Source organism: Gallibacterium melopsittaci, from assembly GCF_042433085.1.
GTDB lineage: Bacteria > Pseudomonadota > Gammaproteobacteria > Enterobacterales > Pasteurellaceae > Gallibacterium > Gallibacterium melopsittaci.
In genome coordinates this window covers 31,959-55,325 of sequence record NZ_JBHLWA010000010.1, presented here as the reverse complement: position 1 = coordinate 55,325, position 23,367 = coordinate 31,959, and the positions used below count along the sequence as shown (strand labels likewise).

The window sequence follows — 23,367 nt, the reverse complement described above, 5'->3', positions numbered from 1 at the left end:
TGAAAATAATTATTTATTATTTATAAATCAATGGCTTATATTTTATTGTGATTGATTGTATGTGAGTGATTGGTTATAATATTGACAATTTGTACAGATGATATGGATGTAATTAGTGAGGATTATATGATTACAGAAGAAGAAAAGTTAAACAGGCAAAAAGCTGTTCAGTTTGCTATCGATAACAATCGTTTAGAGGGTTTTGATGTTAGCAGTGAAATGCTAAATTATTTCCAGCAATGGATTAATGGTGAAATATCAATGAGTGAACTTCAATCCATAGCTTATGAAATATAATACTTCTGATCGTTTAGTATCTAAAAATGGAGTATTACTTAACAAGTTTGGGATAGATGATCAAAATGAACTGAATAAGAAAGAAAATAATATTACTTCTGTTCAGATTGTTAAATTATCAATAGATCCTATAAAAGGTTCTTTTGATTTAAAACACCTTCAAGCTATTCATAAACATATCTTTGACCAAATTTATAGTTGGGCTGGAGATATTAGAAACATTGATATATCAAAAGGTAATTCAATGTTTGCTACAAACTCAAGAATCATTCCAGAAGCAGAAAAATTATTCTCTCAATTAAGAAAAGAGAATTATCTAAAGAATACTGAACCTGAAAAGATGGCTAGTAGATTAGCCTATTATCTGGGTGAAATTAACGCTATACATCCTTTTAGAGAGGGAAACGGTAGAACTCAAAGAGTTTTTATTTCGCAATTAGCAAAAGAAGCAGGATTTGAATTAACTTTTGATAAAACTACTCAAGAAGAAATGATACAAGCGTCTATTGCTGCTTATTTTTGTGATTATACGGGGCTAGAATCAATTATTGAAAGGGGATTGAAACCACTTTCTAATCATTTGGAAAAATTGAAGTTATAAAAATAAAGTAATATTTGTAGGTGATTACAAACAAGCCCCACAGATGGGGCTTATTTTTACTGGCTTAATAACCGATCTAACCATTGACTAAATTGTTCGGCATCTAAAAAACCAGTGATGCGACTATTTGGAATTTCATTGCCTTGTTGATCAAAAAACAGAATGGTTGGCAAACCAAGTACTTGATATTGTTTACTTAACGCTTGATTGGCTGCACTATTTTTCGTCATATCCACACGTAATAATTGGATCTGTTGTAGGCGTTGTTGTACTTGTGGTTGATTAAAGGTTTTATGTTCAAATTCTTTACAAGCCACACACCAATCCGCATACAGATCAACCATCGCAATTTTATGAGGATTGCGTTGTAGCTGTTGTTGTAGTTCAGTTAAATCCTGCACAAGAATAAAGTTGTCTTGTGTGGTAGTCGTTTCTGGATTCAACATTTGTTGAATAGAGAGGTAGAGTGGTGTCGCTGAAATGATCATCGCCATTACACAGATGACTTGCCATAAACGACTATGTCGTCCAGTAAGCGTCATTAGCCAAGCAAAAAAGGCAATTCCAAGTAAAGACCATAAAATTTGTTCCCAATTTGCTGGTAAGAAACGTGATAACAGAATGATCGGTAAAGCTAATAATACGAAACCAAATGCAATTTTGACATTTTCCATCCAAGCACCTGATTTCGGCAAAATTTTATTACCAAACACGGTAATCGCCATGAGTGGTGTTCCCATTCCTAAGGCTAAAAGGTAGAGTGTTAATGCACCAGTTACAAGATCGCCAGTTTGAGTAACATAGAGTAATGCACCTGAAAGTGGAGCAGATGTGCAAGGTGAAGCAATTAAGCCTGCAATCGCCCCCATCATAAATACGCCACCATACATTCCTGCCGATTGTTTTTGGCTTAACTGGGTTAACTTATTTTGCCAGCTGTTTGGCAGTTGTAAGGTAAATAAACCAAACATTGAACAAGCAAGCAGAATAAAGAGTAGAGCGAACGCACCTAATACATAAGGACTTTGCAGCCAAACCTGTAATGATAAGCCTACTGCAGCAACCGCTAAACCTAAAAGTGCATAAGTCAACGCCATACCTTGCACATAAATAAAACTTAATAATAGGGCTTTCCCCGTGTTTACTCGTTGCTCTTTACCAATAACGATAGCAGATAGCAAAGGCAACATTGGCAGTACACAAGGGGTAAAAGCTAAACCAATTCCTAATAGGAAGAACCAAAAAACGGCAAACTTACTTTGGAAAAGCTGTTGACTAAATTGATTAGTTTCATTTTTTGTATCTGGGCTAGTTGTCGCCGTAGTTGTTTGTGTCGGTTTAATCAGTTGAGAAAGATCAATCTCTTGAGTTTGTGGTGGATAACAGAGTCCTTCAGTACAACCTTGATAATTAATTTGTAATTTTCCCTGTGGAAGGAATGTATTTTGTTTTGGAGTGAGATAAATATCTAAGCCTTGTTCAAAAATAAGCGTTTCACCAAAGTAGGGATCTTGATGTTTTTTCTCAATAATTGGGACAATTTGTTGGCTAAAGGCTACATCATCGCTATTGATGGTGACGGTATGTTTATATAAGTAGTAATTAGGCAGAATATCCCAATGTAGTGTGATTTTTTGTGTATCAGCTTGAATAGAAAAAGGGAATGCTTGCTCGACAGTGAGATATTCATTCTTTTTGTTAAATAAACCTGCACTGGCAGTTGTAGTGATTAAAAATAAGCAAAAAACACAAAATAGAGAGAAAGATTTTCTAATCATACTGATGCTATTAATTGAAAAAACGGAAAGGAAGTTTAGCATAGTTACAGCTGAATTTCTTAGCTGAAATTGTTATACTCACTCAGTTTTGAGTTGTTGCAATGAAAGAGGAAATGATGTCAATTAATTTTATTCGTATTTTGCAAGAAAGTAGTTATTTTGTGCGTAATCGTTATCCAATTGTGGTGACTTTTACGGTGCTATATGCGTTGAATACGTTGATTTTTCAGTTAGTGATGAGTGCGAATGGGGGATTGGAACAATTACAAGCGACACCAGATAAGATTTCATCTGGGGTGATTTTTGCCTCTTTTTTTAATTTAATTCTCTCTGTCATGTTTAATATGTGGTTTATCTTAACCATCGATCAGGTTTCTACTAATCGTATTGGTGATATTTTTAGTTGTATTCCTACTGTCTTACAAAAATTGCTTGGTTTTATTGGTTATAACTGTGTGTTAATTCTGGCATTAATGCCATTTATTATGGGAATTAGCATTTTAGGTTTGCAAGGTGGCTTTGCATTATTGGTTGGTGGTGCATTTTTCTTATTAGTAAGTGGTTATTTATTAACTCGTGTAGCTTTACTGCCGTATGCTTATCTATTGGAATCCAAGACAAAAGGATTTAGAAATCTATTACAATTTGTGAATCGTCGCCGAGAAACTAAAGTAATGGTGATTTATTTGTTATTAGTGTATCTCGTTCCAATGTTGTTAAGTAATGTGTTAGTAGGGTTTTTAGGTGATGCCTTATTAGTCATTTCTACTTTGGTAACAGCATTTATTAATCTATTTTCATTAATTTTCGCTTACCGTTTTTATCGTATTTATATTAAGGCAACTACACTATGAAACAACTTCTAGAATTTATTCCTCTCATTTTATTCTTTGCTGTTTATAAACTCTTTGGAGTGCGTGAGGCGGCGATTACTTTAATTATCGCAACGATTGTGCAATTTATTATCTTGAAAGTGAAATATGGAAAAATTGAAAAATCACAATGGATTATGGCAATCGGGATTGTGTTCTTTGGGAGTTTGACAGCCTATTTTAATGATCTGGAATTTTTAAAATGGAAAGTTACCATTGTTTATGCACTTTTTGCTTTAATCCTGCTAGTTAGTCAATATGGGTTTAAGAAGATTTTGATTAAAAGTATGCTAGGAAAAGAGATTCAGTTGCCAGAACGAGTTTGGGCGAATCTTAATCTTGGTTGGGGAATATTTTTTATTCTTTGTATGTTGATTAATCTCTATGTTAGCCAATTTTTATCTGATGATATTTGGGTTGATTTTAAATCATTCGGTTTCTTTGGTATGACATTGGCAGCTTCATTGTTGACAGGTATTTATATCTACCCACATCTTTCAGCTCAATCACAACAGAAAAAGGATCAGTAAAATGGATACAGCTCGTACGCCTGATGGCACATTATTACTTAGAACATTGGCAATGCCATCAGATACTAATGCAAATGGTGATATTTTTGGTGGCTGGATTATGTCCCAAATGGACATTGGTGGAGCGATTTTAGCAAAAGAAATTGCTCATCGCCGTGTTGTTACTGTCCATGTTAACAATATGACCTTTCATAAACCTGTCTCAGTAGGTGATGTGGTATGCTGTTATGGGCGTTGTACGAAAGTGGGAAATACGTCAATTCAGGTAAAAGTCGAAGTTTGGGTTAAACAAGTATTTCAAGATGCAGTATCTGATCGTTATTTGGTGACAGATGCGGTATTTACTTATGTTGCAATAGATGAACAAGGTCGCCCAAGCCCTGTACCTCGTGAAAATAATCCAGAATTAGCACAAGCCTTAGAGATTATTGCAGAATTTCAATCAAAGGAGTAATTGTTATGTATTATGTTATTTTTGCACAAGATTTACCTAATACTTTAGAAAAGCGTTTAGCGGTAAGAGAACAGCATTTAGCACGTCTTAATTTATTACAACAACAAGGTCGATTATTAGTCGCTGGCCCAAATCCAGCGATTGATGATGAAAATCCAGGTAGTGCAGGTTTTACTGGTTCAACGGTGATTGCAGAATTTGCCTCATTAGAAGAAGCAAAAACGTGGGCATCACAAGATCCTTATGTTGCAGCAGGGGTATATGGCGAAGTTATCGTGAAACCATTTAAGAGGGTGTTTTAATTATTTTAAGTAATAAAACAGGCTTAAAAATGTAGTTTTTAATCAACAGAAGAATAACAAGAGGTTGTAAATGGTAAAGCAGTTTTGGGAGTAGAATAATGTTAACTTGGGAAGATATAAAACAATTTTTGTCCAATCCAGAATCCATTAAAGAGAAAACATATCTAGAATGCAAAACTGCTGCAAATAGTTTACCTAAAGACTTTTGGAAATCATTTAGTGCCTTTTCAAATACACAAGGAGGTTTTATTCTGCTTGGTGTGAGTGAGCGGGATAATGAGTTTCAAATTACTGGTGTTAAAGATGTTCGTAAAGTAGTTGATGATTTATATTCGCAAGCTCGAGGAGGGCAAAAAATTAGTCATCATTCTTTGAATAATTCGTCAGTACTTTTTGATAGCGGTATTTTTGCCGATAAAAATGTTATTGCTGTTTATGTTCCTAAAGCCGAAAATAACTATATTCCCGTGCATTTGAATGGTGATATTACTAATTCTTATGTTCGTTTGAATACTGGTGATCACAGATTATCTGCAACAGAATTAAAACATTTTCTATCAAGTTATACAAAAACTAATCAAGATAGTAAGATTATTCCACAAACTTCCCTTTCCGAATTGCATTTGCCTACATTAGAAAAATTTCGGCAATATATTAAAAATTATAATTCTACTAGTCCGTTACTTGCGTTGGATAATCTAGCGTTTTTGAAGAAAATTAATGCTTATCAGCGTGATTTAAATACACAAACAGAAGGTTTAACTTATGCTGGATTGCTCATGTTTGGGCAGTTACATATTATCCGTTCTTTATTACCACACTATTTTTTAGAATATAAATCTAAAGAAAGTGAACAGAGATATGATGAACGTATTACCTGTGATGATTTAGAGGAAGGGAATTTATTTGAGTTTTATCTAAAAGTTGCGCCTAAATTATTTGATCTGGCAAAAAACAAACATTTTGCTTTAAATCATTTAACGAGAATTGAAGATAATCTAATTACTTATGCGTTACGAGAGGCTTTTATTAATACACTTACACATTCAGATTATTTTAATGAAAGAGTGACTTTAAAAATTTCTCAAATATCAAATACCTTAACTTTTGAAAATCCAGGCGTAATGTTAGTAAGTATTGTAGAAGCACAACATGGTCAAAAATCAGAGTGTAGAAATTCAATTTTGCATAATATGTTTCGTAGAATAGGGCTATGTGAGCGTGAAGGAAAAGGAATTGAAACTATTTTTTCTAATTATAGAAAAGAATTACTTACCTCTCCTATTTTATATACAGATGCTGAAAAAACATCTCTTACTTTAACTTTACAAGATAGTGCTGTAATTCAAGCTCATCAACAACTACATAATCAGTTAGGGCAGACTTATCAACAACTAGATAATGAATTACATAAAAAAATTCTATTATTAGCAGTATTGAATAAGGGATGGATTAATCATTCAATTTTATCTGAAAAATTAGGCGAGGATCACCATAGTAGAGATATTACTTTAGCGTTACCAGTTTTAGAGAAAAAAGGGTTGCTATTAAGTAAAGGAGAGAAAAAGGAAAAATTTTATATTTTACCTTGGGTGAAAGATGTGGATTTACAAGCTATCTATGGTAAACGTCGTGATATAACACTCGATGAGAAGTTAAGTGTTGATATAAAAAATATTCACGAAAAGAGTAACTTACAAGCTAACTTACAAGCTAACTTACAAGCTAACTTACAAGCTAACTTACAAGCTGTTCCCAAGATCGCTGTTTATAGTTTTGATTTAGATGAATATGGTCGTACAGTGAAAGATGGGCGTAAAATTATTACTGATTTACAAGATTTAAATCCTGAATTTTTAGCTTCTTTACAAGCAATTATTCCAAGAGAGTTTTATCACAAGAAAAAGAAAGAGAAATTAAAAGTAAGAGAACTTGTATGTATATTGTGTAACGGACAATTTGTAACTAAAAAGGCGCTTGCAGAACTATTAGGTATGACAGAATCTAGTCTAAGATTACATCTAAAAGAATTTGTAGAACAAGGGATGTTAGAATTAGCATTCCCACAACAACCTACTCATAAAGATCAGTCATATCGTTTCATTTCTAAAGAAAATAGATAGAGAAAAAATACCTCGCATAGCGAGGTATTTTTTTAGCTTGAATTAAACTTACATAATCACATTTGCAATACTAATACCAACAATACATCCTACTACAACACCAATTAAGCCTGGCATCATAAAGCTGTGGTTAAAATAGTATTTACCAATTTTAGTTGTCCCTGAAATATCAAAGTTTACAGTTGCAATATCTGATGGATAGTTAGGGATAAAGAAATAACCATAGGTTGCTGGGAGTAAACCAACAAGTAATGGTGCAGGTAAGCCCATTGCGATACCAACTGGTAGTAACATTCTTCCAGTCGCAGCTTGGCTGTTAATTACGACAGATACAGCAAAGAGTGCGAAAGCAAATGTCCAAGGATAGGCTTTGATCATATCAGTGATACCTGCTTTAAATGAAGGCATTGCATAAGTGAAGTAAGTATCACTCATCCACGCAATACCGAAGATTGCAATGGTTGCCACCATACCAGATTTGAATACCACGCCATTAGGAACTTTTTTCACATCAGTTTTGGTAAATAATAAAATGATCCCTGCGAATGCTAGCATCATCATTTGAATAATGACACCCATTGATACTGCTTTTGGTGAATCGCCAATAGTACGAATTGCTGGGAACATTGCTACGATGACAATACAAACTAATGCTAAAAGGAAAAGTAATACAGAGTTTTTCGCAGCAGGTGGTAAAGTTTCATTTAAACTGGTGCTAGTCGTATTTTTAATTAACTTACTCCATTCAGGATCATTTAAACGACGTTGATATTCTGGATCATCTTTTAATTCTTTACCACGACGTAAGCTATATAAAGAAAGAGCTAATACACCACAGAAAGTTGCTGGAATAGTGATAGAGACAATTGTTAATAAGCTAACGTGAGAGAATCCAGGTAATTCAGAAATTTGTCCTAAGTAATAGACAACTGCTGCAGAAATTGGGCTTGCTGTTATCCCGATTTGTGAAGAAACAGAGGCGGCAGCCATTGGACGTTCTGGACGGATACCATTTTTAAGGGCGATATCACCGATAATTGGCATAATGGTATAAACGGCATGACCTGTTCCTAAAATAACAGTCATAAAATAAGTTACCATTGGCCCAAGAATTGTTACACGTTTTGGATTGCTGCGTAGAATACGTTCAGCAATTTGTAACATATATTTCAAACCACCAGCTGCTTCTAGTACAGATGCACATGTTACAACTGCTAAGATGATTAACATTACATCAATTGGTGGAGATGATGGAGGCATACGGAGGATGAAAACTTCAACGAGTAAACCAATACCGGATACCACACCTAATCCGACACCACCGTAACGGCTACCCATATATAAGAAAAAGAGTAGAAGAATAAATTCAGCGTATAGCATAAGAACCTCATAAAATGTTTGGAAATAACTAAACTGAGGTAATGATAAAGAAAGGCGAAAAGATCGCAAGATCCAGTTCAAAAAAAAGAACAAGATTTAAAATAAAGTTTATCTTATATCAAATTTTGCTGTTTATTTGAGCAGAAAATTTAACTCGGTAACATCAAAAACTTCGATAGTAGGGAGGTGAGAGGCCTCACTAATATGCCTAATTGATTCTTGGTTAGTATTAATCCATACCGCTTGACAACCGCTAATAACCGCACCTTGTACATCCGTAATAAGATTATCACCAACATGAAGTATCTCATTGGTGTTACAAGAAAAATGTTTTGCAGTTTGCTGGAATAAGTCTGAGTGAGGTTTTGCTCGACCATGTTCTCCTCCACGTAACATTAAGGAGAACTGATGTAAACCAATTTTTGGTGGATAAACATTTCCATTGCTAATCGCAGCTAATGGGTAACATTTTGCTAATTGTGTTAAAAAGTGTTGATTGGCTAATGGCACCTCAATTTTATGTCGCCATTCAACAAAGACAGCCATACTTTCATTAAGGATTTTGTTAATTTCATAGGGCTGTTTGCCTAAGGATTGAAGTAAACAAGTCGCTGCTGCCTGTCGCCAAGCAACAACATCTTCATAGCGAATCGGATCTTGTTGTAACAGTTGTTGTTTATATTGTTGCCATTGCTCAGGGGCAAATTGCACAAATTGTTGTAAACAATCTAAAAAGGCTTGCTCAGCTTGGCGAATAACATGGTAGTTATCATATAAGGTATCATCGAGATCAAAACTAATGACTTTAGGTTGAGTAAAGGTACGATAGAAATGAAGCATAACAATAATTCCTTACTTTTTACGTTTAGCACGAGGGTGAGCAGAATCATAGACTTGAGCAAGATGTTGAAAATTAAGATGTGTATAAATTTGGGTAGTAGAGAGATTTTCATGCCCTAATAACTCTTGTACAGCACGTAAATCAGATGTGGCTTCTAGCATATGTGTTGCAAAAGAGTGACGAAGTTTATGTGGGTTTAAATGTGCATTTAAACCTTGTTTAATGCCCCATTGATCTAAGCGTTGTTGGATAGCTGCACTGGTCAAACGATTACCTTGATGACTAATAAACAAGGCATTATCTTTTGGTTGAAATTGACCTCGTACCTGCAACCACTCATGCAATGCACCAGCAGCATAACGACCAAATGGTAGGATACGTTCTTTGTTCCCTTTTCCTAATACTTTCAATTCTTTAGCTTTAAAATTAATATCTTCAAGGTTTAAACCTCGTAATTCAGAAAGACGTAACCCAGAACTATACATCAATTCCATAATCGCTTTATCACGTAAGGCAAGCGGTTCTTTGCTTTTAATATCAAGTAGTTGGGTAATTGATTCCATATCCAAACTTTTTGGTAAGCGTTTACCTGCTTTTGGTGCAGAGATACCATCTGTTGGATTAACAGCAATGACTTTTTTACGCAATAAAAATTGGAAAAAACCGCGTAAACTCGAAAGACGTAATGCAAGGCTGTGTTCATGTAAGCCTGACTTTTTTCCTTGGGTCAAAATAAAACGAATGACACTCCCATCGACTTGTAACCAATCAGTAATTCCTTCGGTTGTGAGTAATTCAACACAAGCATCCATTTGCTGTTGGTAACTTTCGAGAGTTTTTGGACTTAGTTGACGTTCAATTCGCAAATAATTCCAATATTGTTCTAACCACTGTTGTAACATACGCTATTTTTTATAAGTCAGCCATTGATGAAGTAAAGGTTCAAGTAATTCGATTACGGTTTCAAGAAAATCAGTATTTTGTCCACGGTAAAAATGCCCTTCATGCAATGCGGTAAAGACTAAAACGGTGTGATAAGGTTTATGGTCTAATTTATTGTTTAACAGACATAGTGCGACTGAACCGATAGGTAGTTCTTCGGGTAAAAAGAGCAATGATTTTTCTCGATTGGTTAATTTGCCAAGATAAAAAGATTGTAAGCCAAAACGTTCTAAGCGAATAATCTCAAAGGCTTTACGATCTAACCAGAATTGTTCTGATTCCAGCTGATCTATTTGCCACGCATCTTTAAGTAAGAGTAATTTTCCTTGTTTCAAACCAAGTTTTTTCGCCCATTGATCTAATATATTATTGGCTTGAATCATAGATTTTGCTTGATAAAGCTGTTTTTGTAAGGGTAACAAACTGAAAAATAGGGTTTCGTTTTGTTGTACAGTATTGCTCACTTGATTCAGTGTATTTTCTAACTGGGCAATTTTTTCACGTTGTCGCCCTAATTGTGCTTCAACTAATGAGATCATACCTTTGCGTTCATGTGGGATCAGTAATTGATCTAATAATGGCAAATGGCGTGCAAAATAATCAGGATGGGTTTGCAAATAATCGGCAATCTGTTGTTCTAAATTCGCATCTATATCGCTCATAATCACTCCTTATAATTGGATAACGCCATCATAGACAAATGTGGCATCACCTGTCATATAAAGAGGATGTCCTTGTCCTAACCATTCAATTTCTAATTTTCCCCCTGGCAAGGTGACACTAACTTTGTTATCTAATAAACCTTGCATAATGCCAACTGCAACGGCGGCACATGCTCCTGTTCCACAGGCTTGTGTTTCACCAGCACCACGTTCAAATACTCTTAGTTTAATCTGTTGACGATCAATGACTTGCATAAAACCAATGTTTGCACGAGCAGGAAAGCGTTCGTGATGTTCTAATAGTGGACCTAATTGTTCGACATTGGCTGTTGTTACATCATCTACTTGTAACACGCAATGAGGGTTGCCCATTGAAACTACGCCACATAATACGGTTTGCAAATCTGTACGCAGGATATAATTTTTTTCGAATTTATTGGCAATAAAAGGAATCTTAGCAGGTTCCCAAATTGGCTCGCCCATATTAACACGCACTGTTTCATCATCATTGACGATGAGAACGATTTTGCCTTTTGCAGTACTGACTTTAATCTCATTTTTATTGGTTAAACCTTTTAAACGGACAAAACGGGCGAAACATCTCGCCCCATTACCGCATTGTTCCACTTCACTACCATCAGCATTAAAAATACGATAATGAAAATCTAATTCAGGATCATAAGGGGCTTCTACTAATAATAATTGATCAAAACCAATACCTCGATTGCGATCAGCTAGACGGCGGATAATCTCTTCGGAGAAAAAAACGCTTTGGGTAATACCATCAACCACCATAAAATCATTACCCAATCCGTGCATTTTGGAAAACTGCATACTTACCTCATGTATAAATTTGATGGGGTTATTATAGAGAGTTCCGCTTAAAGTCTAAAGCCTGAAGTGCAAAATCAAATATATTAATCAACTCTGAATCTCGTTATACTAGCGCCGTTTTTTATAAAGGATTGGGCTATGGCAAAACTCTATTTTTATTACTCTTCGATGAATGCAGGAAAATCGACTACGTTATTACAATCTTCATATAACTATCGGGAGCGAGGAATGCACACGTTGGTTTATACGGCAGCGATTGATAACCGTTATGGTGTGGGAAAAGTTACCTCAAGGATTGGAATTGAAGAACAGGCAAAATTATTTGATTTAAAAACAGACTTATTTGTTGAGATTCAAGTACAACATCAGCAACAAAATTTAAATTGTATTTTGGTAGATGAAGCTCAATTCTTAACAAAATCTCAAGTTTATCAATTAACAGAAGTTGTCGATAAATTAAATATTCCAGTGTTATGTTATGGATTACGCACTGATTTCCAAGCGGAGTTGTTTGAAGGTAGTCGTTATTTATTAGCGTGGGCCGATCAATTAGAAGAGTTAAAAACGATCTGTTATTGTGGTCGCAAAGCCAATTTTGTGCTACGTCTGAATGAACAAGGTGAAGTTATTAAAGAGGGCGATCAGATTCAGATTGGTGGAAATGATCATTATTTATCTGTTTGTCGTCGGCATTATAAAGAGAAGATGGGAAAGTATTAAATTAGTTTTTGTATTTAATTTATTGATAAAGTCGAATGAATTAACCTTTATCAATATTCTTTGCTCAATTTAGATTTAGGTTTCGCCCTAAAGGGTGACCCACTTTTTTTTGCTCGTGCAAAGAAAAATGGGCAAAAAAAGCACGCCCTAGTACCTTGCTATTTCCTCATTTCGTCAAGATTTTTCGGACGGCAAAAAACTGATATTTTTCTTTGCACAACTCAGAAAAATTAGACGTTTTTTGCCTAAAAATCTTTCCTACATTCGGGCAAAGCACAAGGGAACCCTATGGAGGATTTATAAAGATCTTTCTTAAAACGAAGTTTGTTAGTGGCTTGTTGAATACTAAATACAGATTCCCTCATATTAAGCAGGATTATCAATATCCTTAAATTCAACCTCTAGTGCATAATTTTGCTGTAACCATTCGCTTAAAGCCTTAATACCATAGCGTTCGGTAGCGTGATGTCCTGCGGCAAAAAATTGAATATCTTGCTCCCGTGCAGAATGAACGGTTTGTTCGGAAACTTCCCCAGTAATAAAAGCATCGCAACCTTTACTTGCTGCAAGATCGATATAACCTTGCCCACCACCAGTACAAAGTCCAATTTTTTGGATTGGTTGAGCTGGATTATTGGCACAATGTAAACAAACTCGACCTAATGTTTGATTGATACGTTCCGCAAAGGCTTGACCAGAGATAGTTTGAGGTAGTGTCCCCCACATTGGGATCGAATTAGGTGAATCTTCTAAGGGTTGTAAGTTTGCTATGCCAAGTAATTTGGCTAATTGTGCATTGTTGCCTAGTGTTGGGTGCATATCCAATGGTAGATGATAAGCATATAAATTGATCTCATTTTTTAATAACGTTTGAATACGTTTGCCTTTCATACCACGGATACAAGGATTTTCATTTTTCCAGAAATAACCATGGTGAACAATAATCGCATCTGCTTTGACACTTACCGCATAGTCTAACAAGGCTTGTGATGCTGTTACTCCAGTAACGATTTTTTGAATGTGTGCTTTACCTTCAACCTGTAAGCCATTAGGGGCATAATCATTAATTTTATCGCTATTTAGTAATTGATTAAGTTGTTGTTCAAGTTCAAGATTATTAATCATGGTATGTTTATCCTTTCATTTGCATTAGAAATCGCTAATACACGGCGTTGATAAAGTTCTTGTTTAATCTGTTGTTGACGAAACCCTGCAGCAATAATTTGTTGCACATCAACCGATTTAGCTAATTGATACCAATGTTGCCATTGTTGTTGCTGTTTGGCAGTAAAGTCAGTAAAAAGTGCTTGATAAATCAAGCATAAATCAGATAACCGCTGTGGTTTACGCCAACAATCTAATTGATCAAAAATAGTAACAATCTGATCGGCAGAAAGCTGTTCTGTTTTTGCAAATTGTTCAGCAAATTGGATACTTAAGATCGCATATTCTTGATAAGCAAGAGATGCTTTATATTGTTGACAAAGCTGTTTAATTTGTTGGGTAATTTGCGGGATAGAGCGTGTTGTTTGAGATATTAAACAAACACAGAGCAAGGCAAAACGTGCAGTTTTATCATCAATAGTTTGATTGATTAAAAGTTTATTTAAGCGAATTAATGCATCAATTACGTTACTATTTTCTGATTGCCATAATGGTTGTAATGCGGTAAATAGCTCGCCTGCACCGATTTGGTTTAATGTTTGGAAATAGATTTCAGGGTTAGCGGTATTTAAGGCTTTTTCTGTTTCAAGCCAGACACGTTCAGGTGTTAAATCCTGTAATTCACCACTTTTTACTATATTCTCCATTAAAGCTAAGGTTTCTGGGGCAATCTGGAAACCAAGTTGATAGAAACGAGCAGCGAAACGGGCGACACGCAATACTCGCAAAGGATCTTCACAAAATGCAGGTGAAATATGACGTAAGATTTTGTTCTTTAGATCAGAGATGCCTTGATAAGGATCGTATAGATGACCTTGTAGATCCTCTGCGATGGCGTTAATTGTTAAATCGCGGCGAATGAGATCTTGTTCTAGTGTGATGTTAGGCGAAAAATCACAATAAAAGCCAGTATAACCTTTACCTGTTTTGCGTTCAGTGCGGGCTAAGGCATATTCTTCTTTGGTTTTAGGGTGTAAAAAAACAGGAAAATCTTTCCCAACTTGTAGATAGCCTTGTTGTAAGAGGTATTCAGGGGTAGCGTGAACAACTAACCAATCTTTATCTTTAACAGGTAAACCTAATAGGCGATCGCGTACTGCACCACCTACTAGATAGATTTTGGGTTGTATTTCCATTACCAACGATCTCGACGGCGTCTTGGAATTAAAACAGGAATAATTAAACCAAGAATAAGTCCTGCTGCTAATACGGATCCACCATAAATAAACCAACGAATAATAATGCCTCGTTTTTCAGAATCGAGCATTGCTTCTAAATCTTTATTTTTATTTTTGATAATGTCTAATTGGCGACTTAATTGAGAGTTTTGTTCCAGTAATTCGCTACTTTGTTTTTCGGCTTGTTGTGTACGACGTTGCATTTCGTTAGTACGTTGTTGCCAATCATTATTGATACGATTGAGTTTTAAAGTAAGTTCATCAATCTGTTTTTGCAAAGCAGGAACTTGTTCTTTACTACTTGCTGTCGTGCTAAGTTCACTTGTGAGGATCCAACCTTCTCGATTACGGCTATCACGAATTTGTGTATATTTATCTTTTTGTTCTAATATCGTGACAGCTTCACCCGATTTGATTGTCCCTACAATTTTAAATTGATCACCTGCCCCTTTTCTGAGATAGGTACTTAAATTTTCTGAAACATATTGAGTTTGTGCAAAAGCACATTGGCTAACAATGACAAGGGTTGAAAACACCCCTAAAAGGTGAGAAAACTTTTTCATAAATATGTACTTTTTGATGATTTACAGTTACTTAGATAGGATAAGATTATCACTAAATGCAGCGTAGCCTGCATTTAGTGATGAGATATGTATTTTACAATAACACAGCTTTTAGGGTATAGAAAATTATAATTGAGAATACCGCACCAGCTGGTAGGGTAATCACCCAAGAGGAAATGATATTGCGAATAACCGTTAAGTTAAGTGCCGCAATACCACGGGCAAAACCAACACCAAGTACCGCACCTACTAAAGTCTGTGTTGTGGAAATTGGTAATCCTGTACCAGAAGCGAGAATAACTGTCGTTGCTGTTGCAAATTCTGCAGAGAAACCACGGCTTGGTGTTAAGTCAGTAATTCCTGTTCCAATCGTTCCCATTACTTGATGTCCCATAATCGCAAGACCACAGATAATCCCTAAAGCACCTAATGGTAAGATCCACCAAGCTAATTGAGTTTTGCTCGCAACAATGCCTCCGTTTTCAACAACAGAAACCACGGCAGATAGAGGTCCAATCGCATTGGCAACGTCATTTGAACCATGAGCAAAAGCCATTGAACAAGCAGTAAGTAACATCAAAATACGGAATACCTTTTCTACACCGCCAAAACCACTGTCAGCTTGTTTTTCAAATGCAGTACTCCGCAGATAAAAACGACAAGCGATGATAGCAATGATTGAAAAACAGAGTGAAAGTCCAAAAGTTTCTAGGTTATCAAGATGTAAACCAACGTGCTTTAATCCTTTTTTGATTGTCACCAATGAAATGATAAATACGGTCAATCCCATATAGAAAGGGCCGTATTTTTTCGCATTTTCTAATGGTGATTCAGTATCAAAAATCAGACGTTGAGTACTAGTAAAAATAGTATAGGCAATGATTCCAGCAATAATTGGTGTGATAAACCAGCTACCTACAATGCCAAGTAAACTATGCCAATCTACAGCACTTGTTCCTACAGTTACACAAGCAAAACCAATTATCGCCCCGATAATGGTATGGGTTGTGGATACAGGCCAACCAACACGAGAAGCAATTAATAACCAAACACCAGCAGCAAGCAATGCTCCCATCATACCTAAGACAAGAATCTCAGGTTGGTTAATAAAGATAGTTGGATCAACGATACCGTCTTTAATTGTTTCTGTGACTTCACCACCAGCAAGATATGCTCCTGTACCTTCAAAGAACATTGCCACTAAAATAGCTTGGCGAGGAGTAATTGCTTTTGAACCAACAGAGGTTCCCATTGCGTTTGATACGTCATTTGCACCAATTCCAAATGCCATTAAAAAACCAAAGATTGCGGTCAAAATCACCAGCAGGGTGCTGTAATGAGATAATGTTTCCATAAGTAATCCTAATAAATTAAGTCATTGTTATCATTGATTGCATTATGAACGCGCTAACATTAATTCAATACGTGAACCTACACGTTGAGCTTGATCTGCTAACACCCCTACCCATTCAATAACTTTATATAAAAAGACCATATCAATTGGATTATAAGAGGCTTCTAAATCTAGTAATTTACGACGTAAAAGAATTTGCATATGATCGGTATCGTCTTCGATTTTATCTAATTCTGTAATCATATCGTTTACAAAATTCACTTCACGGCCTCTAAATCCAGTTTCAAGTAATTGATCCATTTCATCAATTACACGTCTAGCTTGATCACTTGAATCTAAACTACGACGCACATAAGCTAAAAATTCCGCTTGAATCTGTTCTGGGACTCTTAATTGACGACCGATAACACGGCCAGAAATATCTTTTGCATAGTTAGCTAATTTGTCTAATTGTGTCACTAATTCTAATAAGTCAGTACGTTCTACGGGCATAAATAAGCCACGAGGTAATTTCAAACGGATTTCACGTTTGAGCAAATCTGCTTGTTTCTCTAATTCAGAAATTTTTGTACGAAGTTGCATTGCGGTGTCCCAGTCATCTGCATAGCATGCTTCAAAAAAAGGAATCAACATTGCACAGGCTTCATTAACTTTAGTGGAATGTTTTTGTAGAGGTTTAAGAGGGGATTGGGCAAATAGACCAAGAATGTTATTAATTGCCATAAACATCTCCTTAACTGTGAGTTTTTAAGCAAATTTTGGAAGATAAAACTGGCGCGAATTTTACAATAGACCTTTTTACAGTTACAAGATTTTATTTTGTGCAGTGAGGAAAAAATTTGTTAAAGTAGCAATATTTAGCATTAAAAGTGAGAAATATAATATGTCGCCAGAAATAGAGTTAAAATTATTGGCAAATCAAGATGTTATCAATAGTATAAAACAAGAACTTAGCCACTTTAAATTACTTAAGCAACAACAGGTTTTTAGTCAAAATATTTATTTTGATACCCAAGATCATTTCTTTTCTCAACAAAAAATGGGATTGCGTGTAAGAAAGGAAGAGCAATCTTATACGATGACATTAAAAACAGCAGGGAATGTGCAAGGTGGCTTACATATTCGCCCAGAATATAATGTTGATTTACTCGAACCAACGCCAGATCTTATGTTATTTAATCAATATCCAGAATTACAATTAGCACGAGAGTATGCGGAATTGCAATCTTCATTAGTTCCAATTTTTAGTACAGATTTTCAGCGAGATTATTATGTACTGGAAACTGGTAGTGGTACGCAGTTGGAGATTGCGATTGATCAGGGAAAAATTCAAGCTAATCAACAACAAGCACCGATAAGTGAAATTGAAATTGAATTAAAAATGGGGGCGGTGATTGATGTATTGAATTTTGTACAAAACTTCCTGTTCCTTGATGGGATGAGAATTGGACAAGAAAGTAAAGCAGAAAGAGGTTATCAATTAGCTGGATTAGGGAAAAGTTTTAAGCCAGTTTCTATTGAGGATTGGCGGAATTTATTGCATCAACCTTTCGATTCAGCAGTGCAAAAAGTTTCTGCATTATTAGATTATGAATGGCAATTATTAAAATATTTAGAAAAAGTTAATGCACAAGCATGTGCCTTGGATGGTTTTGCTACTACAGAGTTAATTGGATTATTTTTTAATTTATATCAGTATTACAGTAGCGATGAACTATTTTTGCATTCAGTAGTGGAGCAGGAACAATTAAGTCACACTAATGAGTTAATTGATGAACTGAAAGATGCTAACGAATTGTTTTATCAGCAAATTAAACAAATTATTGCACGTCATGTTGAACAACAAGATCATACCAAAGCAATTCAACAATTATTGGAATTAACCTCTCGTGGCAAGTATCTGCAAAGAATGATTAATCTATTAAAAATTACCTTGAAATAAGAAAATGGCAAAAGTAAAAACAGCGTACGTATGTAATGATTGTGGTGCAGAATATGCACGTTGGCAGGGGCAATGCAGTGCTTGCCAAGCATGGAATACCATTACAGAGGTCAGACTAGCAAGCACTCCAAGTAAAAATGATCGCTTTAGTGGTTATGCTGGGGCAAGTGGCAGTAAAGTACAAAAATTATCTGAAATTAGTTTGTCAGAGTTGCCACGTTTTGGTAGTGGATTTAATGAATTAGATCGGGTACTAGGCGGTGGTATTGTACCTGGTAGTGCGATCTTAATTGGTGGGCATCCTGGTGCTGGAAAAAGTACTTTATTGTTGCAAGTAATGTGTGGCTTAGCACAACAAATGCCGACGTTATATGTAACTGGGGAAGAATCATTGCAACAAGTAGCAATGCGGGCAAAGCGTTTAAATTTACCTACGGAAAATTTACAGGTACTTTCAGAAACCTCTGTTGAACAAATTTGTCTGTTAGCCGATCAATTACAACCTAAAATTATGGTGATTGATTCCATTCAGGTGATGCACTTAGCAGATATTCAATCCTCACCAGGAAGTGTAGCGCAAGTGCGTGAATGCGCATCTTTTTTAACGCGTTATGCGAAAACCAAACAAGTTGCCATTATTATGGTAGGGCATGTAACGAAAGATGGTACGCTTGCTGGACCAAAAGTATTAGAACATTGCATAGACTGTTCGATTTTATTAGAGGGCGAAGCAGATTCTCGTTTTCGTACCTTGCGTAGTCAAAAAAATCGCTTTGGTGCTGTTAATGAGCTTGGTGTATTTGGTATGACAGAGCAAGGCTTAAAAGAAGTGAAAAATCCATCTGCAATTTTTTTAAGTCGTGGCGAAGAACAAACGCCTGGTAGTTCGGTAGTCGTATTATGGGAAGGAACTCGCCCATTGTTAGTCGAAATTCAAGCCTTAGTCGATCATTCAATGTTAGCCAATCCACGCCGAGTAGCAGTAGGATTGGATCATAATCGTGTTGCTTTGTTGTTAGCGGTATTACATCGCCATGGTGGTTTACAAATGGCAGATCAAGATATTTTCGTGAATGTAGTTGGCGGTGTAAAAGTCAGTGAAACCAGTGCAGATCTTGCATTGTTATTAGCGTTAATTTCTAGCTTCCGTAATCGAGCGTTACCACGAGATTTGGTTGTATTTGGAGAAGTAGGGCTAGCAGGTGAAATTCGTCCTGTACCAAGTGGACAGGAAAGAATTAGTGAGGCAGCTAAACACGGTTTTCGCCGAGCTATTGTGCCTTATGCTAATCGTCCTAAAAATCCGATTGAGAATATGCAGGTTTTTGTGGTGAAAAAATTGAGTGACGCTTTACAAGTATTAGATGGTTTTTAGATAAAATATTTATCGATAAGCATTGGTTTTCTATGCGTTTTATGGTATAAAACGCACCGCCTTTTTGTCGTAAAATTTTTGAAAGGCAAATTTATTATTTCACACACATATCTATACTAACAATCGGGGTGCCAAACGGTCGATTGTTTAGGGATATGTGGAGGCTAAACCCCAATTAAATAAGGAAAAAATTATGGCACAAGTTACAATGCGTGAAATGCTACAAGCTGGCGTTCATTTCGGTCACCAAACTCGTTACTGGAATCCAAAAATGAAACCATTCATTTTCGGACCACGTAATGGCGTTCATATTATCAACTTAGAAAAAACTTTACCTATGTTTAATGCAGCGTTAGAAGAATTAAAACGTATTGCAGCAAATAACGGTAAAATTCTTTTCGTTGGTACTAAACGTGCCGCAACTGATCCAGTACAAGCAGCAGCATTAGATTGCCAACAATACTATGTAAACCACCGTTGGTTAGGTGGTATGTTGACTAACTGGAAAACAGTTCGTCAATCAATCAAACGCTTAAAAGATTTAGAAACTCAATCTCAAGATGGTACTTTTGATAAATTAACCAAAAAAGAAGCGTTAATGCGTACTCGTGAGATGGAAAAATTAGAGTTAAGTCTTGGCGGTATCAAAGATATGGGCGGTTTACCAGATGCGTTATTTGTTATCGCAGCTGATCACGAACATATCGCAGTTAAAGAAGCAAATAATCTTGGTATTCCTGTGTTTGCGATTGTTGATACTAACTCTGATCCAGATGGCGTTGATTATGTGATTCCTGGTAATGATGACGCAGTAAGAGCAATCCAACTTTACTTAACTGCAGCAGCAGACGCTGTGAAAGAAGGTAAAGCACAAGCTCAAGGTGCAGTTGCAGAAGAAGCTTTTGAAGAATTAGCAGCAGAAGCTGAAGCAAAAGCAGAATAATCTTATTGGGATCTAATAAGGTTAAATCCCTTATTAACCACAGTAAACTAATTGGTTAGCAGGGGACTCATTAGGGTTCCCTGTTTTATATAAAATGTGGTCTAACTGACACAGAAAGAGGATTTAAAAATGGCTGAAATTACAGCATCATTAGTAAAAGAACTTCGTGAACGTACTGGCGCAGGTATGATGGAGTGCAAAAAAGCACTTGTTGAAGCAAACGGTGATATTGAATTAGCAATCGACAATATGCGCAAATCAGGCCAAGCAAAAGCAGCTAAAAAAGCTGGTCGTGTTGCTGCTGAAGGTGTAATCGTAGTACGTATCCAAGATGGTTACGGTGTGGCAGTTGAAATGAACTGTGAAACAGACTTCGTTGCAAAAGATTCTGGTTTCTTAGCGTTAGCAAATGAAGTGGCTGATTATGCATTAGCAAACAAAGTAACTGATATTGAAGCATTAAAAGCACACTTTGAAGATAAACGTGCTGCATTAGTTGCGAAAATTGGTGAAAATATGAATATCCGTCGTGTTGCAGCAATCAATGGTGCAGCAGTAGGTTCATATTTACACGGTGCAAAAATCGGTGTATTAGTTGCTGCTGAAAATGCGGATGATGAATTAATGAAACACATTGCAATGCACATTGCAGCAAGCCGTCCAGATTATGTAAATCCATCAGATGTTCCAGCTGAAGTTGTTGCTCACGAACGTCAAATCCAAGTGGACATTGCAATGCAATCTGGTAAACCACGCGAAATCGCTGAGAAAATGGTTGAAGGTCGTATGAAGAAATTCACTGGTGAAGTGTCTTTAACTGGCCAACCATTTGTTATGGATCCATCAAAAACTGTTGGTGACTTATTGAAAGAAAAAGGTGCAACAGTTGTTAACTTCATCCGTTTAGAAGTTGGTGAAGGTATTGAGAAAGTTGAAGCTGACTTTGCTGCTGAAGTAGCTGCGATGTCAAAAGCATAATTAGCGATATGAAAAAAAGCGAGGTAACTCGCTTTTTTTATAAGCTGAAAATATAAACAAGTGTTTTTCGATGTTTAATTTAAGTAGGAAATTATTTATTTATATTTTCACAACAATATAAGAAGGAAAATCACAATGAGTCAATTAAAACCAATTTATAACCGTATTTTACTTAAACTTAGTGGTGAAGCATTACAAGGTGAAGAGGGCTTTGGGATCGATCCTTCTATTTTGGATCGTATGGCGGCAGAAATTAAAGATCTCTTGGAATTAGGTGTACAAGTTGCGGTTGTATTAGGTGGTGGCAATTTATTCCGTGGAGCAAAATTAGCGAAAGCAGGGATGAATCGTGTTGTTGGTGACCATATGGGGATGTTAGCAACCGTGATGAATGGGTTAGCAATGCGTGACTCATTACATCGTGCAGATGTAAATGCGAAATTGATGTCGGCATTTCCTCTTAATGGCGTGTGTGATACTTATAGTTGGGCACAAGCAATTCGCTTATTAAGACAAGGACAAGTTGTGATTTTCTCTGCAGGTACAGGCAATCCTTTCTTTACTACCGATTCGGCTGCTTGTTTGCGTGGTATTGAAATTGAAGCGGATGTCGTGCTTAAAGCAACAAAAGTGGATGGTGTTTATGATTGCGATCCTGCAACTAATCCAGATGCAAAATTATATTCACAATTAACTTACCAAGAAGTATTAGAAAAAGAATTAAAAGTGATGGATTTAGCCGCGTTCACCTTAGCGAGAGATCATGGTATGCCAATTCGTGTATTTAATATGAATAAACCAGGTGCATTACGTCGAGTGGTATTAGGTGAAGCTGAGGGTACCTTAATTACTGATAAAAAATAGATTTAAAAAAAGTGTTACATTAGTTAAAATTCGGCAGCAGTTGTTATTCAACTTAATTTAAAAAGGAAAATAATGTGATTAAAACAATTAAAGATGAAGCGCAACAACGTATGGAAAAAAGCGTTGAAGCGTTAAAAAGCCAAATCTCTAAAATTCGTACTGGACGAGCTCATCCAAGTTTATTAGATGGTATTCATGTGGAATACTATGGTGCAGCGACACCATTACGCCAAGTTGCTAACGTTGTTGCTGAAGATGCACGTACATTAGCAGTAACAGTTTTTGATCGTAGTTTAATTTCTGCGGTTGAAAAAGCGATTATGGCTTCAGATCTTGGTTTAAATCCAGCTTCTGCCGGTACAACAATTCGTGTTCCATTACCGCCTTTAACAGAAGAACGTCGTCGTGATTTAACTAAAGTTGTTCGTGGTGAAGCTGAGCAAGGACGTGTTGCGGTGCGTAATATTCGTCGTGATGCAAATGATAAAATTAAAGCATTATTAAAAGATAAAGAAATCAGTGAAAACGAAGAACGTAAAGCACAAGAAGAGATCCAAAAATTAACTGATCTTTATGTGAAGAAAGTTGATGAAGCATTAGCAGAAAAAGAAAAAGAGTTAATGGATTTCTAATTAATTTTTTTATAACTGGCGTGATCAGGTCGCGCCAG

25 protein-coding genes are annotated in these 23,367 nt (G+C 36.0%); 14 read left to right on the top strand and 11 right to left on the bottom strand.

The window, feature by feature from the left end; genetic code table 11:
* Nucleotides 1-126 precede the first annotated feature (126 nt).
* Both ACFFHT_RS02360 and ACFFHT_RS02355 read left to right on the top strand, forming a co-directional pair.
* Nucleotides 127-297: an antitoxin VbhA family protein gene (locus ACFFHT_RS02360; RefSeq protein ID WP_382373105.1), complete on the top strand. Its 171-nt coding sequence runs from the start codon at nt 127-129 to the stop codon at nt 295-297.
* On the top strand, nt 287-898 hold the full coding sequence (locus ACFFHT_RS02355; protein WP_382373103.1) for a Fic/DOC family protein: 612 nt from the start codon (nt 287-289) through the stop codon (nt 896-898). Before ACFFHT_RS02360 ends, ACFFHT_RS02355 begins: the two co-directional genes overlap by 11 nt.
* A gap of 56 nt (nt 899-954) precedes the next feature.
* Here ACFFHT_RS02355 and ACFFHT_RS02350 read toward each other — a convergent pair whose 3' ends face one another.
* Nucleotides 955-2,676, bottom strand: coding sequence for a protein-disulfide reductase DsbD (locus ACFFHT_RS02350; RefSeq protein ID WP_382373101.1), 1,722 nt, complete (start codon nt 2,674-2,676; stop codon nt 955-957).
* Nucleotides 2,677-2,789: 113 nt separating this feature from the next.
* On the opposite strand from ACFFHT_RS02350, the gene ACFFHT_RS02345 reads away from it, so the two are divergent.
* From ACFFHT_RS02345 to ACFFHT_RS02325, 5 genes are all read left to right on the top strand, one after another.
* Nucleotides 2,790-3,530: a hypothetical protein gene (locus ACFFHT_RS02345; RefSeq protein ID WP_382373099.1), complete on the top strand. Its 741-nt coding sequence runs from the start codon at nt 2,790-2,792 to the stop codon at nt 3,528-3,530.
* Entirely contained in the window at nt 3,527-4,078 is a 552-nt protein-coding gene (locus ACFFHT_RS02340; protein ID WP_382373097.1) for a septation protein A, read from the top strand. The genes ACFFHT_RS02345 and ACFFHT_RS02340 overlap by 4 nt, the downstream gene beginning before the upstream one ends.
* A gap of 1 nt (nt 4,079) precedes the next feature.
* Nucleotides 4,080-4,532 (top strand): acyl-CoA thioester hydrolase YciA, encoded by a 453-nt coding sequence (yciA, locus tag ACFFHT_RS02335; RefSeq protein ID WP_382373095.1) that lies wholly within the window; start codon nt 4,080-4,082, stop codon nt 4,530-4,532.
* 5 nt (nt 4,533-4,537) lie between these two features.
* Nucleotides 4,538-4,834, top strand: a complete 297-nt coding sequence (locus ACFFHT_RS02330) for a YciI family protein (protein WP_382373093.1) — start codon at nt 4,538-4,540, stop codon at nt 4,832-4,834.
* A gap of 98 nt (nt 4,835-4,932) precedes the next feature.
* Nucleotides 4,933-6,957 (top strand): RNA/DNA-binding domain-containing protein, encoded by a 2,025-nt coding sequence (locus ACFFHT_RS02325; RefSeq protein ID WP_382373091.1) that lies wholly within the window; start codon nt 4,933-4,935, stop codon nt 6,955-6,957.
* A gap of 48 nt (nt 6,958-7,005) precedes the next feature.
* Here the strand turns inward: ACFFHT_RS02325 and ACFFHT_RS02320 are convergent, their stop codons facing one another.
* The 5 genes from ACFFHT_RS02320 to dapF all read right to left on the bottom strand — a co-directional run bounded on the left by ACFFHT_RS02320 (nt 7,006) and on the right by dapF (nt 11,616).
* Nucleotides 7,006-8,337 (bottom strand): anaerobic C4-dicarboxylate transporter, encoded by a 1,332-nt coding sequence (locus tag ACFFHT_RS02320; protein ID WP_382373089.1) that lies wholly within the window; start codon nt 8,335-8,337, stop codon nt 7,006-7,008.
* A gap of 132 nt (nt 8,338-8,469) precedes the next feature.
* Nucleotides 8,470-9,177, bottom strand: coding sequence for an HAD-IA family hydrolase (locus ACFFHT_RS02315; protein WP_382373087.1), 708 nt, complete (start codon nt 9,175-9,177; stop codon nt 8,470-8,472).
* Between the two features lie 12 nt (nt 9,178-9,189).
* A complete protein-coding gene (gene xerC, locus ACFFHT_RS02310) occupies nt 9,190-10,080 on the bottom strand; it encodes a tyrosine recombinase XerC (protein WP_382373085.1) in 891 nt (296 codons plus the stop codon).
* Nucleotides 10,081-10,083: 3 nt separating this feature from the next.
* Nucleotides 10,084-10,782 carry a DUF484 family protein gene (locus ACFFHT_RS02305; RefSeq protein WP_382373083.1) on the bottom strand — a complete coding sequence of 233 codons (699 nt, stop codon included), beginning with the start codon at nt 10,780-10,782 and terminating at the stop codon, nt 10,084-10,086.
* A 9-nt stretch (nt 10,783-10,791) separates the two neighbouring features.
* The gene (gene dapF, locus ACFFHT_RS02300) at nt 10,792-11,616 is read right to left on the bottom strand and encodes a diaminopimelate epimerase (RefSeq protein ID WP_382373081.1); all 825 of its coding nucleotides are present in this window, start codon (nt 11,614-11,616) and stop codon (nt 10,792-10,794) included.
* Nucleotides 11,617-11,754: 138 nt separating this feature from the next.
* On the opposite strand from dapF, the gene ACFFHT_RS02295 reads away from it, so the two are divergent.
* The gene (locus tag ACFFHT_RS02295; protein WP_382373079.1) at nt 11,755-12,336 is read left to right on the top strand and encodes a thymidine kinase; all 582 of its coding nucleotides are present in this window, start codon (nt 11,755-11,757) and stop codon (nt 12,334-12,336) included.
* A 366-nt stretch (nt 12,337-12,702) separates the two neighbouring features.
* On the opposite strand, the gene ACFFHT_RS02290 is transcribed toward ACFFHT_RS02295, so the two are convergent.
* From ACFFHT_RS02290 to ACFFHT_RS02270, 5 genes are all read right to left on the bottom strand, one after another.
* Nucleotides 12,703-13,458: a Nif3-like dinuclear metal center hexameric protein gene (locus ACFFHT_RS02290; protein WP_382373216.1), complete on the bottom strand. Its 756-nt coding sequence runs from the start codon at nt 13,456-13,458 to the stop codon at nt 12,703-12,705.
* Complete coding sequence (locus ACFFHT_RS02285) at nt 13,458-14,636, bottom strand: tRNA nucleotidyltransferase/poly(A) polymerase-related protein (protein WP_382373077.1); 1,179 nt, start codon at nt 14,634-14,636, stop codon at nt 13,458-13,460. Before ACFFHT_RS02285 ends, ACFFHT_RS02290 begins: the two co-directional genes overlap by 1 nt.
* Nucleotides 14,636-15,241: a TIGR04211 family SH3 domain-containing protein gene (locus ACFFHT_RS02280; protein ID WP_382373075.1), complete on the bottom strand. Its 606-nt coding sequence runs from the start codon at nt 15,239-15,241 to the stop codon at nt 14,636-14,638. Before ACFFHT_RS02280 ends, ACFFHT_RS02285 begins: the two co-directional genes overlap by 1 nt.
* Before the next feature lie 94 nt (nt 15,242-15,335).
* On the bottom strand, nt 15,336-16,595 hold the full coding sequence (locus ACFFHT_RS02275; protein ID WP_382373073.1) for an inorganic phosphate transporter: 1,260 nt from the start codon (nt 16,593-16,595) through the stop codon (nt 15,336-15,338).
* A gap of 42 nt (nt 16,596-16,637) precedes the next feature.
* Nucleotides 16,638-17,318 carry a TIGR00153 family protein gene (locus ACFFHT_RS02270; protein ID WP_382373071.1) on the bottom strand — a complete coding sequence of 227 codons (681 nt, stop codon included), beginning with the start codon at nt 17,316-17,318 and terminating at the stop codon, nt 16,638-16,640.
* Between the two features lie 160 nt (nt 17,319-17,478).
* Here ACFFHT_RS02270 and ACFFHT_RS02265 point away from each other — a divergent pair, with 160 nt between their 5' ends.
* From ACFFHT_RS02265 to frr, 6 genes are all read left to right on the top strand, one after another.
* A complete protein-coding gene (locus tag ACFFHT_RS02265; RefSeq protein WP_382373069.1) occupies nt 17,479-18,537 on the top strand; it encodes a CYTH domain-containing protein in 1,059 nt (352 codons plus the stop codon).
* Between the two features lie 4 nt (nt 18,538-18,541).
* Nucleotides 18,542-19,912, top strand: coding sequence for a DNA repair protein RadA (gene radA / locus ACFFHT_RS02260; protein WP_382373067.1), 1,371 nt, complete (start codon nt 18,542-18,544; stop codon nt 19,910-19,912).
* A gap of 193 nt (nt 19,913-20,105) precedes the next feature.
* Nucleotides 20,106-20,855, top strand: coding sequence for a 30S ribosomal protein S2 (rpsB, locus tag ACFFHT_RS02255; RefSeq protein WP_382373065.1), 750 nt, complete (start codon nt 20,106-20,108; stop codon nt 20,853-20,855).
* 129 nt (nt 20,856-20,984) lie between these two features.
* Entirely contained in the window at nt 20,985-21,833 is an 849-nt protein-coding gene (gene tsf, locus ACFFHT_RS02250; protein ID WP_382373063.1) for a translation elongation factor Ts, read from the top strand.
* Between the two features lie 135 nt (nt 21,834-21,968).
* The gene (pyrH, locus tag ACFFHT_RS02245; RefSeq protein WP_382373061.1) at nt 21,969-22,697 is read left to right on the top strand and encodes a UMP kinase; all 729 of its coding nucleotides are present in this window, start codon (nt 21,969-21,971) and stop codon (nt 22,695-22,697) included.
* A 74-nt stretch (nt 22,698-22,771) separates the two neighbouring features.
* Nucleotides 22,772-23,329 carry a ribosome recycling factor gene (gene frr, locus ACFFHT_RS02240; protein ID WP_065237278.1) on the top strand — a complete coding sequence of 186 codons (558 nt, stop codon included), beginning with the start codon at nt 22,772-22,774 and terminating at the stop codon, nt 23,327-23,329.
* Nucleotides 23,330-23,367: the final 38 nt, after the last annotated feature.

Coding starts and splice junctions, on each gene's coding strand:
- ACFFHT_RS02360 (WP_382373105.1), top strand. CDS start 127: ATGATTACAGAAGAAGAAAAGTTAAACAGGCAAAAAGCTGTTCAGTTT.
- ACFFHT_RS02355 (WP_382373103.1), top strand. CDS start 287: ATGAAATATAATACTTCTGATCGTTTAGTATCTAAAAATGGAGTATTA.
- ACFFHT_RS02350 (WP_382373101.1), bottom strand. CDS start 2,676: ATGATTAGAAAATCTTTCTCTCTATTTTGTGTTTTTTGCTTATTTTTA.
- ACFFHT_RS02345 (WP_382373099.1), top strand. CDS start 2,790: ATGATGTCAATTAATTTTATTCGTATTTTGCAAGAAAGTAGTTATTTT.
- ACFFHT_RS02340 (WP_382373097.1), top strand. CDS start 3,527: ATGAAACAACTTCTAGAATTTATTCCTCTCATTTTATTCTTTGCTGTT.
- yciA (WP_382373095.1), top strand. CDS start 4,080: ATGGATACAGCTCGTACGCCTGATGGCACATTATTACTTAGAACATTG.
- ACFFHT_RS02330 (WP_382373093.1), top strand. CDS start 4,538: ATGTATTATGTTATTTTTGCACAAGATTTACCTAATACTTTAGAAAAG.
- ACFFHT_RS02325 (WP_382373091.1), top strand. CDS start 4,933: ATGTTAACTTGGGAAGATATAAAACAATTTTTGTCCAATCCAGAATCC.
- ACFFHT_RS02320 (WP_382373089.1), bottom strand. CDS start 8,337: ATGCTATACGCTGAATTTATTCTTCTACTCTTTTTCTTATATATGGGT.
- ACFFHT_RS02315 (WP_382373087.1), bottom strand. CDS start 9,177: ATGCTTCATTTCTATCGTACCTTTACTCAACCTAAAGTCATTAGTTTT.
- xerC (WP_382373085.1), bottom strand. CDS start 10,080: ATGTTACAACAGTGGTTAGAACAATATTGGAATTATTTGCGAATTGAA.
- ACFFHT_RS02305 (WP_382373083.1), bottom strand. CDS start 10,782: ATGAGCGATATAGATGCGAATTTAGAACAACAGATTGCCGATTATTTG.
- dapF (WP_382373081.1), bottom strand. CDS start 11,616: ATGCAGTTTTCCAAAATGCACGGATTGGGTAATGATTTTATGGTGGTT.
- ACFFHT_RS02295 (WP_382373079.1), top strand. CDS start 11,755: ATGGCAAAACTCTATTTTTATTACTCTTCGATGAATGCAGGAAAATCG.
- ACFFHT_RS02285 (WP_382373077.1), bottom strand. CDS start 14,636: ATGGAAATACAACCCAAAATCTATCTAGTAGGTGGTGCAGTACGCGAT.
- ACFFHT_RS02280 (WP_382373075.1), bottom strand. CDS start 15,241: ATGAAAAAGTTTTCTCACCTTTTAGGGGTGTTTTCAACCCTTGTCATT.
- ACFFHT_RS02275 (WP_382373073.1), bottom strand. CDS start 16,595: ATGGAAACATTATCTCATTACAGCACCCTGCTGGTGATTTTGACCGCA.
- ACFFHT_RS02270 (WP_382373071.1), bottom strand. CDS start 17,318: ATGGCAATTAATAACATTCTTGGTCTATTTGCCCAATCCCCTCTTAAA.
- ACFFHT_RS02265 (WP_382373069.1), top strand. CDS start 17,479: ATGTCGCCAGAAATAGAGTTAAAATTATTGGCAAATCAAGATGTTATC.
- radA (WP_382373067.1), top strand. CDS start 18,542: ATGGCAAAAGTAAAAACAGCGTACGTATGTAATGATTGTGGTGCAGAA.
- rpsB (WP_382373065.1), top strand. CDS start 20,106: ATGGCACAAGTTACAATGCGTGAAATGCTACAAGCTGGCGTTCATTTC.
- tsf (WP_382373063.1), top strand. CDS start 20,985: ATGGCTGAAATTACAGCATCATTAGTAAAAGAACTTCGTGAACGTACT.
- pyrH (WP_382373061.1), top strand. CDS start 21,969: ATGAGTCAATTAAAACCAATTTATAACCGTATTTTACTTAAACTTAGT.